The 16,538-nt window shown below is 63.8% G+C and carries 11 protein-coding genes; 6 read left to right on the top strand and 5 right to left on the bottom strand.

Going from position 1 to position 16,538, the window contains the following annotated elements:
• From NH448_RS10000 to NH448_RS10015, 4 genes are all read right to left on the bottom strand, one after another.
• Positions 1 to 727, bottom strand: a 727-nt coding sequence (locus NH448_RS10000) for an iron ABC transporter permease (RefSeq protein ID WP_253028729.1), incomplete at its 3' end; no start/stop codon positions are given.
• Between the two features lie 52 nt (positions 728 to 779).
• Entirely contained in the window at positions 780 to 1,775 is a 996-nt protein-coding gene (locus NH448_RS10005) for an iron-siderophore ABC transporter substrate-binding protein (protein WP_045990933.1), read from the bottom strand.
• Positions 1,776 to 1,899: 124 nt separating this feature from the next.
• Positions 1,900 to 4,122: a TonB-dependent siderophore receptor gene (locus NH448_RS10010; protein WP_157032930.1), complete on the bottom strand. Its 2,223-nt coding sequence runs from the start codon at positions 4,120 to 4,122 to the stop codon at positions 1,900 to 1,902.
• Positions 4,123 to 4,527: 405 nt separating this feature from the next.
• A complete protein-coding gene (locus NH448_RS10015; protein ID WP_239452488.1) occupies positions 4,528 to 5,874 on the bottom strand; it encodes an MFS transporter in 1,347 nt (448 codons plus the stop codon).
• A 1,123-nt stretch (positions 5,875 to 6,997) separates the two neighbouring features.
• Here NH448_RS10015 and NH448_RS10020 point away from each other — a divergent pair.
• Positions 6,998 to 8,698 (top strand): sodium:solute symporter family protein, encoded by a 1,701-nt coding sequence (locus tag NH448_RS10020; RefSeq protein ID WP_052704186.1) that lies wholly within the window; start codon positions 6,998 to 7,000, stop codon positions 8,696 to 8,698.
• 54 nt (positions 8,699 to 8,752) lie between these two features.
• The gene (locus NH448_RS10025) at positions 8,753 to 8,881 is read left to right on the top strand and encodes a putative transporter small subunit (protein WP_239452487.1); all 129 of its coding nucleotides are present in this window, start codon (positions 8,753 to 8,755) and stop codon (positions 8,879 to 8,881) included.
• A gap of 124 nt (positions 8,882 to 9,005) precedes the next feature.
• Here the strand turns inward: NH448_RS10025 and kdgR are convergent, their stop codons facing one another.
• Positions 9,006 to 9,791: a DNA-binding transcriptional regulator KdgR gene (gene kdgR, locus NH448_RS10030; RefSeq protein ID WP_045990932.1), complete on the bottom strand. Its 786-nt coding sequence runs from the start codon at positions 9,789 to 9,791 to the stop codon at positions 9,006 to 9,008.
• An 87-nt stretch (positions 9,792 to 9,878) separates the two neighbouring features.
• On the opposite strand from kdgR, the gene NH448_RS10035 reads away from it, so the two are divergent.
• From NH448_RS10035 to NH448_RS10050, 4 genes are all read left to right on the top strand, one after another.
• Positions 9,879 to 10,625: a hypothetical protein gene (locus tag NH448_RS10035; protein ID WP_045990931.1), complete on the top strand. Its 747-nt coding sequence runs from the start codon at positions 9,879 to 9,881 to the stop codon at positions 10,623 to 10,625.
• A gap of 140 nt (positions 10,626 to 10,765) precedes the next feature.
• Positions 10,766 to 12,958, top strand: coding sequence for an OsmC domain/YcaO domain-containing protein (locus tag NH448_RS10040; RefSeq protein ID WP_253028730.1), 2,193 nt, complete (start codon positions 10,766 to 10,768; stop codon positions 12,956 to 12,958).
• Between the two features lie 406 nt (positions 12,959 to 13,364).
• The gene (locus tag NH448_RS10045; RefSeq protein WP_253028731.1) at positions 13,365 to 15,038 is read left to right on the top strand and encodes a BCCT family transporter; all 1,674 of its coding nucleotides are present in this window, start codon (positions 13,365 to 13,367) and stop codon (positions 15,036 to 15,038) included.
• Between the two features lie 48 nt (positions 15,039 to 15,086).
• Positions 15,087 to 16,463 carry an FAD-dependent oxidoreductase gene (locus NH448_RS10050; protein WP_045990929.1) on the top strand — a complete coding sequence of 459 codons (1,377 nt, stop codon included), beginning with the start codon at positions 15,087 to 15,089 and terminating at the stop codon, positions 16,461 to 16,463.
• Positions 16,464 to 16,538: the final 75 nt, after the last annotated feature.

Below are 16,538 nucleotides of genomic sequence, written 5' to 3' on the forward strand. Positions count from 1 at the left end.
GGGCCAGGGCCACGCGCTCGCCGAGGCCGGTCGCCGCCTCATCGCCCAGCGCCATCAGGTTGAGCTTGCGCGCCGCCAGCAGCGACGCGGCAAGGCCCAGGACCAGGAAGGGCAACACCGGGGTGATGCGATCGAGGGTAGCGCCGCCGACGCCGCCGATCAGCCAGGAATGGATCAGCCCGGCGATGTCGGCGCGGGGTAGAATCACGGCGGAGGTCAGCGAGGTCAGGGCGGCGGTCACCACCGCGCCGCTCAACGCCAGCCTGAGAGGGGTGGCTCCGCCTCGTCCGAGGTTGGCCACCAGATAGACCAGCAGTGCACTGGCGCCGGCGCCGGCGATGGCCACCCAGATGTAACCAGAGGCCTGCTGCATATCGAACCAGGCGATGCCGATGACGACTGCCAGCGCGGCGCCGGCGTTGACCCCGAGCAGGCCTGGATCGGCCAGAGGGTTGCGGGTCAGGCCTTGCATGGTCGCCCCGGCCACGGCCAGCGCGGCCCCTGCCAGCAACGCCAGCAGGGTGCGGGGCAGACGGCTGGCGATCGCCGCTTCGTCGATGGAGTCGATACGCCCATCCAGCAGACCCATGAGCGCGGTCAGGTCCGTCGGCCTGGCGCCGATGACCACCGACATCATGATGCTGGCGGCCAGCGCCGCCAGCAGCAGATAGACGCCGGTCGGGCGCGAATGGCCTGTCCTGCCAGGCGCCAGCGGCCTTGCCTTCATATCCTTCCCTTCCTGCTCATTTGCGCGTATCCATCCTGTCCAGACGCTTGATTCAGGGTTGCTGACGCTTGCGAGCGGCTTCGGCCAGTCGTTCGACGTAGTCGTCGAGCACCCAGGGAATCGACAGCGGCGTCGGGTTGGCTGCGGTTCCGGTGGGATTGTTGCCGAGCAGCACCAGCGAGCCCTGTTCCACCGCGGGCAGGCGCGAGGTCAGCATATGCTCGTTGAGTCGCTCCACCAGCGGCTCGCCACCATAGGTGATGATGATGTCGACATCGGCGATCTCGTCGATACGCTCGGCGCTGATGGAGCCGGCGAAACGGCCGTCAACGGAGCTGTCGGTGACGAACTGGGGCGAGGTCAGGCCGATCTCGTGCAAGAAGCGCACCCGGGCGTCGTTGTCGTTGTAGAAGTTGATCTGACTGAGGTCGGTGGGCTTGATATGGCTGATCAGCATGGCGCTCTTGCCGGCGAGTTCCGGGTGCTCGGTGATCTGCTGCTCCACCTGGGCTTCCAGGCGTGCGATCAGGGCCTCGCCTTCTTCGGCCATGCCCATGCCTGCGCTGTTGAGTCGGATCATGTCACGCCAGCCCGACGACCAGGGAGCTTCGGGGTAGGCCACCACCGGGGCGATCTTGCTGAGGGTGTCGTAGTCGGAGCGGCTGAGGGCGGAATAGGCCGCCAGGATAACGTCGGGCTGGCTCGCGGCCACCGCCTCGAAGTCGATGCCATCGCCTTCGTCGAACAGGTTGGGGGGGCCTGCGTCGAGCTCGTCAAGACGCTGCTCCACCCAGGGCCAGAGGCCATCGCCATCGTCATCGCCGAAGGTGGTAGCGGGAAAGCCCACCGGCACCACTCCCAGCGCTAGCGGCACCTCGTGGTTGGCCCAGGCCACCGTGGCGACCCGTTCGGGCTTTTCCTCGATCACGGTGACGCCGAGGGCGTGCTCGATTTCGATTGGATAGCCATCGTCGCCAGCGGCGAGGACAGGCTGGACGGCGGCGAGTAACACAAGGCCGAGCGGCCAGCGTGGGTGGATCAGGGGCATGGGGTCTTCCTTATAGAGGCGATGACCGGCTCTCGCAGGAGAGCCGGTTTGACAGTGGTGTCGCGAGTGCCGGTCGGGCGCACAGCGCCCGACGCGGATGTCGAGGTTTCGGCGTTCCAGGGCACTAGAAGTCGTAGGTCAGGCTCAGCAGCGCGCTGCGCGGCTCGCCATAGATACCCTGGCTATAGAAGCCGAGCTGCGAGTAGTACTCCTCGTCGAACAGGTTGGTGACGTTGAGCTGGGCGCTCATGCTGTCGTTGATGCGATAGCGGGCCATGGCATCGGCGACAAAGACGTCACCCTGACCGATCTTCTCGGTGCCGTTGGGGGTGTCGTTGTCGCGGTAGGTGTCACCCTGCCAGCGCGCACCGCCGCCGAGGGTCAGGTTCGACCAGCGGCCAGGCAGCTGCCAGCTGGCGAACAGCTTGGCCTGCTGGCGGGCATAGCTGGTGTTGAGCTGCTCACCGTCGGCGTCCTCGGCGTCCACCAGGGCGTAGCTGGCGGACAGGTTGACGCCGTCGGCCACCTCGCCTGCGATCTCGAGCTCGAAGCCTTCGACCTCGGCGCCGTCGGTGGTGGTGTAGGCCTGGTCGGTGGTGCCCGCGACGAAGACCCCGGGGATTTCCACCGCCAGATTGTCCTGCTGGCTGTGGAACACCGCGAAGGACACGTCGGCACGATCGTCGAACAGCTCGGCCTTGAGGCCGGCCTCGTAGTTGATGCCTTCCAGCGGATCCAGCAGGGCGCCGCTGGGTGAGCGCTCGCTCTGGGTGTTGAAGATCTCGGTGTAGCTGGCGTAGGCGCTGAGGTCGTCGGTGATATCGACGATCAGACCCGCGTAGGGGGTGAACTCGTTGTCGTATTCGTACTCACGCTCGCCGCGATAGTCCTGGTCGATCTTCCAGTCGGTCATGCGCGCGCCGACGATAAAGTGCACCGGGTCTGCCAGCGAGAAGCGGGATACCGCGTAGTAGCCCTGCTGTTCGGTCACGGTGTCATCGGTCAGGCCCCACTCGCCCCAGACCGGTTCTGCCAGGGCCGGGTCGTTGCGGTCGCTGAAGCTGCCCAGCGCCGGCACGTCGCCGGCCGGGCCGCGACTGTTGATCTGGTAGTCCTCGTGCAGGTCCATGTAGCCGAAGCCGAGCTGATGCTCGCGGCCGAACAGGGTGAAGGGACCTTCGGCGCTGACATGCAGATTCTTCTGGGTGCGATCGCCGCGATAGTCGACCAGGTAGGATTCGGTGGCGTAGCTGGGCGTGTAGTAGAGCACACCGGTCTCGCGATCCGGATAGCCGCCGCGGTAGTTGTAGGTCAGGCCATAGTTGGCGTCGCCGTAGCTGTAGGCGGCGCGGGCAGACCAGCCATTGTCGAAGTGGTGGGTCAGGTCGACGAAGGCGCGGGTGTTCTCGGTGAAGAAGTTGGCCCAGTCGGTGTTGTTGGCGGTGGAGCGGTCGAAGTCGGTACGGCCACCGTCCAGGTAGTACTGCGGTACGCCGATGTAGGCGCCATCCTGGTCGTAGTGCTGGTATTCGATGCCCACGCTGAGCTCGGTGTTGTCGGTCAGCTCGGCGGCGATCACCCCGTAAAGGGTCTCGCGGTCGTTCTCGACGCCGTCCATGAAGCTGTCCGAGCTGTCCTTGGCCGCCACGAAGCGCACGCCGACGCGCCCCTCGCTGTCCAGCGGAGTGCTGACATCGACCACGCCGCGCCCCCGGTCCCAGCGGCCCACCGCGGCAGTCACGCTACCCGCCGCCTCGTCCAGCGGCTTCTTGCGCACAAAGTTGACGGTGGCGGATGGATCGCCGACCCCGGTCATCAGGCCGGTGGCGCCGCGCACGACCTCGACCCGGTCGTAGATGGCGGTGTCCCACTCGGCGTCGCCGAACGGCCAGAACGCGCTGGTATTGCTCTGTAGGCCATCGAACTGGAAGTTGCGAATGGTGTAGCCGCGGGACTGGAAGCTGGTGCGAGTGCCGTCCAGACGGATCGCCGAGACGCCGGGCAGCCGTTCCACCGCCTCGGTGGTGCTGGTGATGGCCTCGTCGTCCATCTGCTGGCGGGTCAGGAAGCTGATCGACTGTGGCGTCTGGCGCGGCGTCAGCGTCAGGCCGTTGGCGCTGGTGCTGGAGGCCACCTGATAGCTCTCGGTCGATTCGGTGGTGGCACGCAGATCGTCACCGACCACGGTCATGCTGGCGAGTTGCTCGGCGTCCTGGGCCAGCACCGGGGTCGACAGGGCGGCACCGGAGGCCAGGGCAATGGCGATAGCCAGGCGGCCAGGAACGAGGTGGCCCGGAACGAGACGGCCAGGAACAAGGCAGGTGAGGGGAGCGGAATGGTGCGGCACGAAAGGGGTTCCCTGTTTATGTTTTAAGAATGCAAATTATTCACGTTTCCATTGGCGGGTGTTTATGAGCGCTGCCAAGTTGTCTATGCGAGATGCCACAAATGCACAAAACGGCAGAACTTTTTGGCGAAGTGGCACCATTGGCCTGGTGCAGGGGCCGGGCAAGCGGAGAAGGTCAGGAACCAAGAGAAGGTCAGGCAAGAAAAGGAAACCAGGCAAGAAGAGCAGCCCTGACGCGAACGACCAGGGGCAAGACGACGATCTGGCAGAAGGCGGCCGGCGGTAGAAGACGCCGCTGGAGGTGGGAAGGGACATTGGCGGTGATGCGAGGCCCGCCAGCGCAAGGCGCTGGCGGGGAAAAACGACGGTAGGCGTGTTCTGGTGGGCGCGTTCGGCAGGGGCCTGTCAGCTGCGCTCGGGTTCGGCGGCGCTCACCTGACCTTCCTCCAGGGAGGACTCCTCGTCTGCTTCCATGAGTTCCAGGTCGAGTTGCACCGGATCGTCGGCCGCTTCCTCGACCCAGGTCGCCCCCAGGGAGGCGGTGCCGGCGGGGACCGCGACATAGTGGCCGTGGGTGTCCGAGGGCTGGTTCGGATAGCGCCACAGGCAGTAGCCGCCGAAGACCACGATAAGCGCGTGGATCAGCGCCAGGTCCCACAGAAAGCCGGCAGAGCCCAGCAGGTCCATCAATAGCCCCGTGCTTAGCGGGCCGAGGATGGCGCCGATGCCGAGCGCCAGCACCAGACTGCTGCTGGCGGACACCGTCTGCTGTGGCGTCAGGACGTCATTGGCGCAGGCGAGAAACAGTGAATAGAGCGTCAGGGTGGTGCCACCCAGCAGCACGCCGAGCAGCGTCAGCGCATGGCTTGCGCCCTGGTCGAACAGCAGCCCGGCCAGCGAGAAGGCGGTGGCCAGGGCGGCGACGATGAGGATCACCCATTGGCGATCGGTCTTGTCGGAGAGCTTGCCTAGGGGCCATTGAAACAGCGCCCCACCGAGGATGAATGCCCCCATGAAGGCGGCGATCTGGTGGGTTTCCAGCCCATGGTTGGCGGCAAACACCGCGCCCATGCCAAACACCGTGCCGTTGGCGATCCCGGTCAGCAGGCAACCGAGGGTGCCCAGCGGCGACAGTCGATACAGGCGCAGCAGGTTCATCGCCTCGGGCTGGCTGGTGTCCGGCTGGGGGGTGTAGCTCAACAGGATCGGCACCAGCGCCAGCGACATCAGTATCGAGACGATCAAGAACAGCAGGATGCCGCTGGGGTCGGCCACGTTCAGCAGCAACTGGCCGCCGCCCATGCCGAGATAGCTGATGACCATGTAGAACGCCAGCAGACGCCCGCGCAGGTGGTTGCTGGCGTGGCCGTTGAGCCAGCTTTCGGTCACCACGTAGAGCCCGGCGTAGGCGAAGCCGGTCATCAACCGCATCGCCGCCCACACCCAGGGGTCGATGAACATGACGTGGACCAGGATGGCGATGGAGGTGATCGAGGCCAGGGCGGCGAACACCCGGATATGGCCGACGTCGCGAAGCTTGCGTGGGGTCAGGGTGGAGCCGGCCAGAAAGCCGACGAAGTAGGCCGACATCACCAGCCCGGTGACCGTGTTGCCGAAGGATTCCTCGGCGGCGCGCACCCCGAGCAGGCTGCCCTGCAGGCCATTGCCGAGCATCAGCAGGCCGACGCCGAGCAGCAGCGCCCAGAGGCTCCAGGCCGCCGACAGGGTGGAAGTGGGAGTCGATGTGGTCACGGCGGCCTCGCTTGTCCGGGGAGGGGGCGACGGAAGTCTGTTGTCGTCTGGGGTACCGCGGCGCCAGTCCATCGCCGCCGCCGCTAATCGTCAGTGTGTCCGGCGTACCGCTGATCGGCAAGGGGCGCCATGTTGTTGCCGGCAAGGCATCGTTTGACGCTCTGCCACGAATGACCGAACTCATCTTGGCCGTCCAGCACGCTGACCCGACGACGACTCCATCGCATCGTAGTTGGTCGAACTCGCGGCCGTAACCGACGCGCACCAGGCGCAAGTGGGTAGTCTGTCGCGTGCGAGCAATCATCCCGGGGACGTCGACTTCAACGCTATCGTTCGTTTGATTTTTTCTGGTGTGTCCGTCTATTGCCGAAGCAGATTCAGGGGGCGTTACTGGGTTTAATGCAGGAAAGGTTACGCCGCGAGCCGAGAGAATTTCGCTATCTTGACGTCTGGTCGAAAATGGGTAAATTATCCTTCGTCCGCCTGATTGGACATTTTCTGCACAGCACAGTAGGGTATGTGCGCCGCAGCGATGGTTTTATCCCGCCTTTTACAGGCCTCACGTCGCTCTGAACGCCGAGCCCTTATCCTGGCTCGCGATCCGATGCCAAGCTGGCGTTATACCGCCAGGAGAAGTGCCATCGCTGGATGGATGTGGCACCTTCCCGACTGGATTACCCCGGGGCCAATGGCCCGGCGGGGACCTGTTTGTCTTGTCTAATGCTGTTCCTGCGTTGTCGCTGGAGAGGACCGAGATGTCGCCCCACTACACCGACCAGGGCCGCTGCATGCCGCGCCGCCCGCCTCCCTGACCCACCAGTGGTCTGCTGGCGTCTTCGATACGCCCCGCCGGTTGTCGCAATGTCGGCCCGCCTGCCCCTGCTGCAATGGCTGGCCATGTGCTGCGGCGCGTCCCGACGCCTTTCTGTACCGAAAAAGCGGCAGTAATCCGTTTTATTTCGGCCCTTGAGACTTCAATGATCCCGAGGAAGCTTCGTCCTTTTCGTGGGCGGAATTCCTGTGGCGTTGTCGTGCTCGTCTAGTGAGTTTTTCGCGGTGAAGTGCCGGCATGCGCTCGCATGAACCGTCGCTCGCCTGTGTTCCACCAACAAGAGAATTGCCCTTGAATAGCGCCTCCCTCCACCAGTTTTCGACCCTGACGGTCATCCTGTTGATGATCGCTTTTTATGGCGGCACCTACCTGCTGACCCTGAGCATTCGCAAGAAGAAGGAAGACGCCGACGCCTTCATGGTCTCGAACCACCGGGTCGGCTTCGGCATCGGTGCCGCCAGCATGACGGCCACCTGGATCTGGGCCGCTTCTTTCTACGCCGCTGCCACCTCCGGCTATACCTATGGTGTGTCCGGCCCGATCCACTACGGGCTGTGGGGCGCGCTGATGATCCTGTTCATCTATCCGTTCGGCCGCCGCTTCCGGCGGCTGGCGCCCAACGCCCACACCCTGGGCGAGCTGATCCACGCGCGCCACGGCTCCTCCAGCCAGCTGATCCTGGCGCTATCGAACCTGCTGGGCAGCATCATCAGCCTGATGGTCAACTTCACCGCCGCCGGGGCGCTGGTATCGGTACTTTCGCCGCTGTCGTTCCAGGCCGGCGTCATCATCGCCGGTGTCGGGGTGCTGCTGTACACGCTGTGGTCGGGCTTCCGCGCCTCGGTGCTGACGGACTTCGCCCAACTGGTGGCGCTGATGGCGATCGCCGTGGTGATCATCCCGGCGGTGTTCTTCGCCATGGGCGGGCCCACTGAACTGGTGGCCGGGCTCGACAACCTCACCGCCGAGCAGGCCAACTTCTTCTCGATGGACGCCATCCTCAATCAGGGCGCACCCTTCTTTGTCGCGGTGCTGGCCTATGCCATCGGTAACCAGACCATCTCCCAGCGTCTGTTCGCGGTGAACGAGGACCACATCAAGCCGACTTTCCTCACCGCCACCGTGGGCTACGGTGCCATCGTCATCGGCCTTGGCATGATCGGCCTGATGGCGTTGACCCTGGGGGTCGAGCCGCTCAACGGTGACATGAACAACCTGATCCCGCAGATGGTGTCCAGCTACCTGCCGCCGGTGTTCATCGCTGCCTTCTTTATTCTGGTGATCGGTTCGCTGTCCTCGACCGCCGATTCCGACCTGTCGGCGCTGTCGGCGATCATGATGGCCGACGTCTACGGCAAGAACATCGCTCGAGGCAAGGCCGACCCCCGCCGCATGCTGCTGGTAGGGCGCATCACCATGATCGTGGCCACCGCCATCGGTATCGTCTTCGCCAGCTTCTCGCTGGATATCCTGGTGATGCTGGTCTTCGTCGGGGCACTGTGGGGGGCCATTGTCTTCCCGGTGATCGCCAGTTGCTTCTGGAGCCGGGTCACCAACGCGGCCTTCACCACCTCGGTGCTGGTGGCCATGGTGACCTTCTGCGTGGCGCGTTTTGAATGGCTGCCGATGACCGGTGTGGCCGGCCTTGGCTTCGAGTTCCTGGCCAGCATCGGTGGTGGCATCATCATCGCGCTGATGGTGTTCGGCTTCCTCGGCCGCGTGGCCGGCGCCGTCGCCGGGCTCGCTGCCTTTGTCGCCATGCTGGTGTTCGCCACCGGTTTCCTCAGGGAGTACACGGTGCTGCTGGCCTCGCTGACCGCCTACGGCACCAGCACCCTGGTGTGCGTGGTGATGAGCCTGGCCAGCCGCGAGCGGTTCGACTTCGACACCATCGCCGAGCGGGTCGGCAACTATGATGCCGCCGAGGCCGCGACGGTAGCCGGCGAGCACCCGTCCAAGCCCGCCCCGGCAGGACTTGCGACCCAGCGCTGAACCCTTGTTTGACGGGCGCCGCAGGCTGGCGGCGCCCACCGACGGAGATTCCCCATGACCCTGCTTTTTGGCTTTTACGTATTGGTCTGGCCTGCGCTCACCCTGGGCGTGCTGCTGCTGATCTGCCGCGCCGTTGCCCGCGATCGTCGTGAGGCGAAAAAGGGCCACCGCGCCCTGGTGTGAGACGCAACTCGCACTGACCCGTTGCGATACCTGACCTCGATGCGAGGGACAGGCCGCAACCAAAGAAGCCGCCCCTTGGGGCGGCTTCTTTCGTCATGGCAGGCGGCAGGGCAGGGAGGTCGCGTCAGCGCCGCGCCAGGTAGCCCAGGTTGCCCGAAATGTTGCGACCGGCCTCGACCAGAATGCGCTTGTACTCCGAGGTCTTGTCCTGGTGGTAGCGGATGCTCGGGATCGACATGCTCAGGGCGGCGATGGCGCGCCCGGTGTGATCGAAGATCGGGGTGGCGAAGCAGCAGACGCCTTCATCCATCTCTTCGAGATCCTCGGACAGCTCGCTCTCGGCGATCTCGGCCAGCTCTTCGCGCAGTGCCGCTTCGGTGGTCACGGTGTTCTGGGTGCGTGGTTCGAACTTGACGTTCGCGAGCAGGGCGTCGAGCTGCGCCGGGGGCAGGTGGGCCAGCAGGGCCTTGCCGATGGAATTGGTGTAGGCCGGGCTACGGTCGCCGATGCGGGTGTGAATGCACAGGTTGAATTGAGAGTTGTACTTGTGTACGTAGATCACTTCGGCGGTGGTGGTGTCCAGGGTGCCCAGGTGCACGGCTTCGCGGGTCAGTTCGGACAGCGCCGCCATGTCGGGATCGGCCATCTTGATCAGGTCGGCCTTGCCGAGCGCTGAACTGCCAAGCGCAAAGACCTTCATCGTCAGCCGGTATTTCTCGCTTTCCGGATTCTGGGCGATGTAGCCCAGGTTCTTGAGCGTCTGCACAAAGCGATAGGCGGTGCTCTTTGACATCACCGCGCGTTGGGACAGCACCGCCAGGCTGGATTCTCCACCCTCATCCAGAGCCTCCAGGATCGCCATGACCTTGAGTACCGCTGTGACGTTGTCGACCTTCGCTTCAGTAGCCATAGGGCCAAGATTCCAGAAATTGTGAAATAGGGTTTTATCTCTTGGTTTCGAGTTATACGTCTTTAGTCGTATGTCTGCAATATTCGGATGAGCTACGGCAGGTTCACCCAACTCTTCTATGTGGTGAGCCAGATCCTTCTCACCCTGATGACTGCTTCCATCGCGCTCTATGGCGTGTCGCTGTTTCTCGGCGCGGTGTTCGATGTTCGGGTGGCCTTCGTCACCCTGGTGATCGGTGCCGTCATCATCGTGACGTTGGCCATCGCCCTGGGCCAGGTCCACCACCTCAGCCTGTTCGACATCATGGTGATGTTCGGGGTGATCTTCCAGATGCCGCTGGCGCTGCCGGCCATGCTGTCCATCGCCAGGACCGGCGCCCCTGACTGGGCCGGTTGGGGCGGGGTGCTGGTGGGTATCCTGGTGACCACCACGAGCTATCTGTGGCTCGACGTCGAGGCGTTCGGCCAATGGCTCGGCCTGCCGTCGATCCATCCCTCCCAACTGGTCGATATCAAGCTCGCGGTCTCGCTGACGCTGCAGGTCGTCAGCGTGGTGGGTTTCGTCTACCTGGCGCGTTTCGTCCATGCACCACCCAGAAGCACCGCCCGCCAGGCAGAGGTCGACGAGTTGTTTGCCCGGCTGGAGCGTCCGGTGGCCGCGGACACCACGCCGGACAGCGGTGGGCCGTCGCGCAAGCTGGCGCCGCGACTGGTGCGGTACGTCGCACTGGTATCGCTGCTGTTGGCGGTACTCGCCGATACCTGGCTCGGCGCAGGCTTCTTTATGATCGTGGCCGTGTGTCAGTTGGTTGTCTCGCGACTGCTGAAGCAATAGAGGTTATCGCCAGGCCATCACGAGCAAATTTCATCCGGCTGGCCAAGACGTCGCCGGGGGAAAACTGGATAATGCGCCCCAAAGGCGTTGTCGGTGGCGAGTGTCCGGCGACCCAAACCCATTACTCCGGTGCTGACTCCATGGAAATCAAGGTCAATTTTCTCGACAACCTGAGGCTCGAGGCCAAGTTCGACGACTTTACCGTCATTACCGACCAGCCCATCCGCTACAAGGGTGACGGCTCGGCGCCGAGCCCCTTCGACTATTTCCTGGCGTCGTCTGCCCTGTGTGCCGCCTACTTCGTCAAGGTCTACTGCGTTGCCCGGGATATCCCCACCGAAAATATCCGGCTGTCGCAGAACAACATCGTCGACCCGGAAAACCGCTACAACCAGATCTTCAAGATCCAGGTAGAGCTGCCCGAAGACCTGTCCGACAAGGACCGCCAGGGCATCCTGCGCTCCATCGAGCGCTGCACCGTGAAGAAGGTGGTGCAGACAGGCCCCGAGTTCCAGATCGAGACGGTGGAGAACCTCGACGAGGACGCCCAGGCGCTGCTGATGGCGGAGCCGGAAGAGGGCCAGCGCACCTGGATCGAGGGCAAGGACCTGCCGCTGGAGCAGACCATCGCCAACATGACCGGGATGCTTGCCGAGCTCGGCATGAAGGTCGAGATCGCCTCCTGGCGCAACATCGTGCCCCACGTCTGGTCACTGCACATCCGCGACGCCGCCTCGCCCATGTGCTTCACCAACGGCAAGGGCTCGACCAAGGAGAGCGCTCTGTGCTCGGCGCTGGGCGAGTTCATCGAGCGGCTGAGCTGCAACTTCTTCTACAACGATCAGTTCTTCGGCCAGGAGATCGCCTCGAGCGAGTTCGTCCACTATCCCTTTGAAAAGTGGTTCAAGCCCGGGCCCAACGACGAGCTGCCCAAGGGCATCCTCGACGATTACTGCCTGGAGATCTTCGATCCCGACGGCGAGCTTCAGGGCTCGCACCTGATCGACACCAACTCCGGCAATGTCGAGCGCGGCATCGTCGCGCTGCCCTTCGTGCGCCAGTCCGATGGCGAGGTGATCTACTTCCCCTCCAACCTGATCGAGAACCTCTACCTGTCCAACGGCATGAGCGCCGGCAACACCCTGGCCGAGGCCCAGGTGCAGTGCCTGTCGGAGATCTTCGAGCGCGGCGTGAAGCGCCAGATCCTCGAGCAGGAGCTGGCGCTGCCAGACGTGCCCGAGGAGGTGCTGGCGAAGTATCCGGACATCGTCGAGGGCGTGAAGGCGCTGGAGGCCCAGGGCTTCCCGGTGCTGGTCAAGGATGCCTCCCTCGGCGGCCAGTTCCCGGTGGCCTGCGTGACCCTGATGAACCCCAAGACCGGCGGCGTGTTCGCCTCCTTCGGCGCCCACCCGAGCTTCGAGGTCGCCATCGAGCGCAGCCTGACCGAGCTGATGCAGGGGCGCAGCTTCGAGGGCCTCAATGACTTCATGCCGCCCACCTTCAACTCGCTGGCGGTGACCGAGCCCAACAACTTTGTCGAGCACTTCATCGACTCCTCCGGGCTGGTGTCCTGGCGCTTCTTCAGCGCCAGGTCCGACGTCGAGTTTGTCGAGTGGGACTTCTCCGGCAGCAACGACGAAGAGGCGGCGACCCTGTTCGGCATCCTCGAGGAGATGGGCAAGGAAGCCTACATGATGGTCCACGAGGACCTGGGCGCGCCGGTCTGCCGCATCCTGGTGCCGGGCTATTCCGAGGTCTATCCGGTCGAGGACCTGGTGTGGGACAACACCAACATGGCGCTGGACTACCGCGAGGACATCCTCAATCTGCATCGTCTCGACGACGACCAGCTCGCGGATCTGCTCGAGCGGCTGGAAGAGAGCCAGATCGACGAGCACATGGACATCATCACCCTGATCGGTATCGAGTTCGACGAGAACACCGTGTGGGGCCAGCTGACGATCCTCGAGCTCAAGCTGATGCTCCACCTGGCGCTCGGTCAGCACGAGGAGGCGCTGGATCGGGTCGAGATGTTCCTGCAGTACAACGACAACACCGTCGAGCGTGGCCTTTACTACCAGGCGGTGCGGGCGGTGCTGGAAATCACCCTGGACGACGAGCTAATGCTCGACGACTTCCTTTACAACCTGCGTCGCATGTTCGGGGACGAGACCATGGACAGCGTGGTCGGTGTGGTCAGCGGCGAGCTGCGCTTCCCTGGCCTTACCCCGACCAGCATGGCGCTCGAAGGGCTGGAAAAGCACCAGCGCCTGATCGAGAGCTACAAGAAACTGCACGCGCGCAGGGCTCAGCTGGCCAAAGCCAAGGGCTGATCAGCCCAGCCACCGGCGCCGGTGTAACGGTCAGGCGCCGATGGCCTTCAATACCAACGCCCCCGACGTCTTCGTCGGGGGCGTTTTCGTCTGCGCTTCGTACAACGCTCGGGGACAGACGCCCCTGTCTCGCCAAGGTGCTGATGTTCCGGCATATGGGCCGCTTTCCTGGCGCGCTGGACGGCATCTGAGTGATCGACGCCAGGCTAGAACTTTGGTCGAGATTCTTAAAATGAATCCGTTATGTTTCTTGTTGGTGAAAAAATAGCTGCTATTTTTCATTTTTGTGAAGTCAAAGAGTTCTACGCCAGCTATTGCTCGAAGTCGGCGGCGTTGTCGCGGGGGCCGGGGTTGCGGCCTGGCGGCGTGTCACCGCCTTCGGGTGTCATCCACCAAGGAGTTTTCGATGACCCAACAATCGATAACGAATGTCGAAAGCCATCCGCCAGCGGGACCGGTCAGCCGCATCTTCGGCCAGTATGATCGCTCGCTGTTCTGGCCTGTGCTGCTGATCTACGGCTTGATCATGGCTTGCGCGCTGTTCTTTCCGACCCTGACCGGTCAGGTGTTGTCCTCGACCCGTGACTTTCTGATCTTCAACTTCGGCTGGGGCTTTTTGCTGGGGATGGGGGGTGCGCTGCTGTTCTGTCTCTACCTGGTGATCAGCCCCTATGGTGATCTGAAGCTTGGCGCCGACGATGAGGTGCCGGAGTTCTCCTACGGCGCCTGGATCTCGATGCTGTTCAGCTGCGGCTTTGGCATCGGCTTCGTGTTCTTCAGCGTGGCCGAGCCGTTGACCCACCTCTATCAGTCCTCCCACGTCATCGACATGGGGGCGACGGGAGAAGCCGCCGGGGTCGCCAAGGCGGTCCAGCTGACCTTGCTGGACTGGGGCATGCATGGCTGGGCGGTATTTGCCATCGCCGCCTGGGCGATCGCCTTTCCGGCCTACCGCCTGGGCCTGCCGCTGACGGTGGCCACCGGTCTCTATGGCATCCTGGGAGAGCGCTGCAACACCAGTGTCTGGGGGCGCCTGGCCAATGCCCTGGGGATCATCGGCACGATCGGCGGCAATGCCACCATGATCGGGCTCGGGGTGGCCTCCATCAACTACGGTCTGGCGACCTTGTTCGGATGGGACCTTGGTCCCGTTGGCCAGGCCCTGGTGATGATCGTGGTGATCGTGGCCTACGTGATTTCCGCCGCCACCGGTGTGGAGCGCGGCATCAAGGTGCTGAGCCAGGCCAATATGGTGATGGCTGGGGCGATTCTGCTGGCGCTGCTGTTCTTCGGCCATGCGCCCACTCAATATCTGCTGAACCTTGCCACCCAGCAGGTCGGCGACTATTTCGGCGAGGTGTTTGCGCTGCAGTTCTGGAGCGATGCCGGCAACTTCGAGCAGCGTGAATGGCTCGGTTGGTGGGTCGTGTTCTACTGGCTCTGGTACATCTCCTACATCCCTTTCTGCGGCGGCTTCATCGCGCGGATTTCCCGCGGCCGGACCCTGCGCGAGTTCATCGTCGGCGTGATCCTGGTGCCCATGCTGCTGGCAATCGGCTGGTTCAGCATCTGGGGAGGCTCCGCCGGCTACGTCGAGGTCACCGGTATCGCGCCTCTATGGGAAGGCGTGCAGCAAAAGCCCGAGTCGGGGATCTATGCCCTGCTCGAGAGCATGCCGGGTGGCTGGTGGCTGAGTCTGGGGGTGCTTTTCAATATCGTCATCTTCGCGGTGACGACCTCCGATTCGGCGTCCTTCTTTGCCGCCATGCAGGTCTCCAACGGCGATGAAAACCCCAAGGTGTCGATGCGCCTGCTGTGGGGCGTGGTGATCGGGTTTACCGGCATCATGTTCCAGTTGACCGGTGGCTTCGACGCGATCAGAAGCCTCGCCATCGTGGTCGGCGCTCCCTTCTTCGTGGTTGGTATCGCCTACATGGTGTCGGTCTACCGGATGCTCAAGTCCGCCAAGAAAGGCGGTGTGCACAACGACAGGATCGGCGTCTTCTACCGAGGCATGGTGCCTTACAAAATCGGCCGCCAGGGAGCCAATAGCGAGAGGCATAGTGATGATCGAGCTTGAACCCCGTGTCGTCGTCCTTTGCCGCCAACCATCGAGGAGGAGTGTCTGATGTCAGTACTCACGCCGTTCGACCCCAGCTATGACCCGTTGAAAGACGCCACTCCCGGTGTCGGGCGGGACTACGCGCCGAGCTACTGGCGCCATCACGCCGGGCCTCCACCGCAGGACGACGGCCCGGTGGATCGCGACATGGACGTCGACGTGGTGCTGATCGGCGCTGGTTTTACAGGCCTTGCCACTGCGCTCTTTCTGGCGCGTGAGTATGGCATCAAGGCGACCGTGCTGGAGGCCAACCAGATCGGCTGGGGTTGCACCAGCCGCAATGGCGGCCAGGGGCATCTCGCCTGGGGCCGCCTGAGTCGAAGCCAGTGGGTGAAGCGCTGGGGCCAGGACGTCGCCCGGCGTCTTCACGCCAATAGCCTCGAGGGCTTCGAGGTATTCCAGTCGATGGCCGAGGACCCCGAGATCGACTGCGAGCCGCAGAACCACGGCAACCTGTTGATCGCTCACAGCGCCAAGGCACTCGATGGACTCAAGGAGGAGTCACGGCTGTGCAATCGGCTGCTGGGCTACCCGACTCGAGTGCTCGGCCGCGATGATGTGCTCGAGGGTTACATCGGCGACCAGGAGGCCCAGGGCGCCATGCTGGAGCCGGTGGGAATCGCCGTTCAGCCGCTCAAGCTGGCCTACGGCTACGCCCGGGTGGCACGGCGGCTCGGAGCCAGGATTCACGCCGCAAGCCCCGTCCAGGGCTGGACCACCGAGGGTGGGGTGCATCACCTCAGGACCCCGGGGGGTGTGGTGCGGGCGCGTGCCGTGGGCATCGCCACCGCGGGTTATACCAGCCCCCAGCTGCACCGGGTCACGGCCTACCGCAATATGCCGATCATGGCCAACTCGGTGTGGACCCGGACCTTGACCGACGACGAGGTCGAGGCCTGCGGCTTTCGTTCCACCGTGCTGACCACCGATACCCGCAAGCTGCGCTACTACTATCGCTTTCTGCCGGAAAGGCGCCTGCAGATCGGCACCCGTAGCGCGATCAGCGGTGCCGACGCCCAGAACCCGCGACACCTCAAGGTGGTCCACGATGCCATCGCGCGAAAGTTCCCGGCCATCGCCGGTATCGAGACGCCCTGGTTTTCCCACGGCTGGATGGATATCTCCCACGACATGATGCCGAGGATCGTGCAGCCGGACCCCGGCAGCAGCATCTTCTACGCCCAGGGATACAGCGGCAATGGCGTGGCATTTTCCGCCTACGCCTCAAAAAAGATGGCGGCGCTGATCGCCGGAGAATCGCTCAAGGAGGCCGACCTGCCGATCTTCAATTCGCCCTTGCCCGGGCACCCGCTGAGGCCGGTGCGTCGTCTGGGCCAGCGTGCCCTTTACCGGTATTTCCAGGTGCTCGACAGCCTGCGATAGCCATGGCAATGGAGGGCGCCGCTTAGGCCTGGCGTCCTCTTCTCACCACCACGATTCACGACAACTGCTACTCAC

Origin of the sequence: Halomonas sp. OfavH-34-E (assembly GCF_024124525.1) — a bacterium.
GTDB lineage: Bacteria > Pseudomonadota > Gammaproteobacteria > Pseudomonadales > Halomonadaceae > Halomonas > Halomonas litopenaei.

Coding starts and splice junctions, on each gene's coding strand:
- kdgR (WP_045990932.1), bottom strand. CDS start 9,791: ATGGCTACTGAAGCGAAGGTCGACAACGTCACAGCGGTACTCAAGGTC.
- NH448_RS10040 (WP_253028730.1), top strand. CDS start 10,766: ATGGAAATCAAGGTCAATTTTCTCGACAACCTGAGGCTCGAGGCCAAG.
- NH448_RS10005 (WP_045990933.1), bottom strand. CDS start 1,775: ATGCCCCTGATCCACCCACGCTGGCCGCTCGGCCTTGTGTTACTCGCC.
- NH448_RS10035 (WP_045990931.1), top strand. CDS start 9,879: ATGAGCTACGGCAGGTTCACCCAACTCTTCTATGTGGTGAGCCAGATC.
- NH448_RS10045 (WP_253028731.1), top strand. CDS start 13,365: ATGACCCAACAATCGATAACGAATGTCGAAAGCCATCCGCCAGCGGGA.
- NH448_RS10025 (WP_239452487.1), top strand. CDS start 8,753: ATGACCCTGCTTTTTGGCTTTTACGTATTGGTCTGGCCTGCGCTCACC.
- NH448_RS10050 (WP_045990929.1), top strand. CDS start 15,087: ATGTCAGTACTCACGCCGTTCGACCCCAGCTATGACCCGTTGAAAGAC.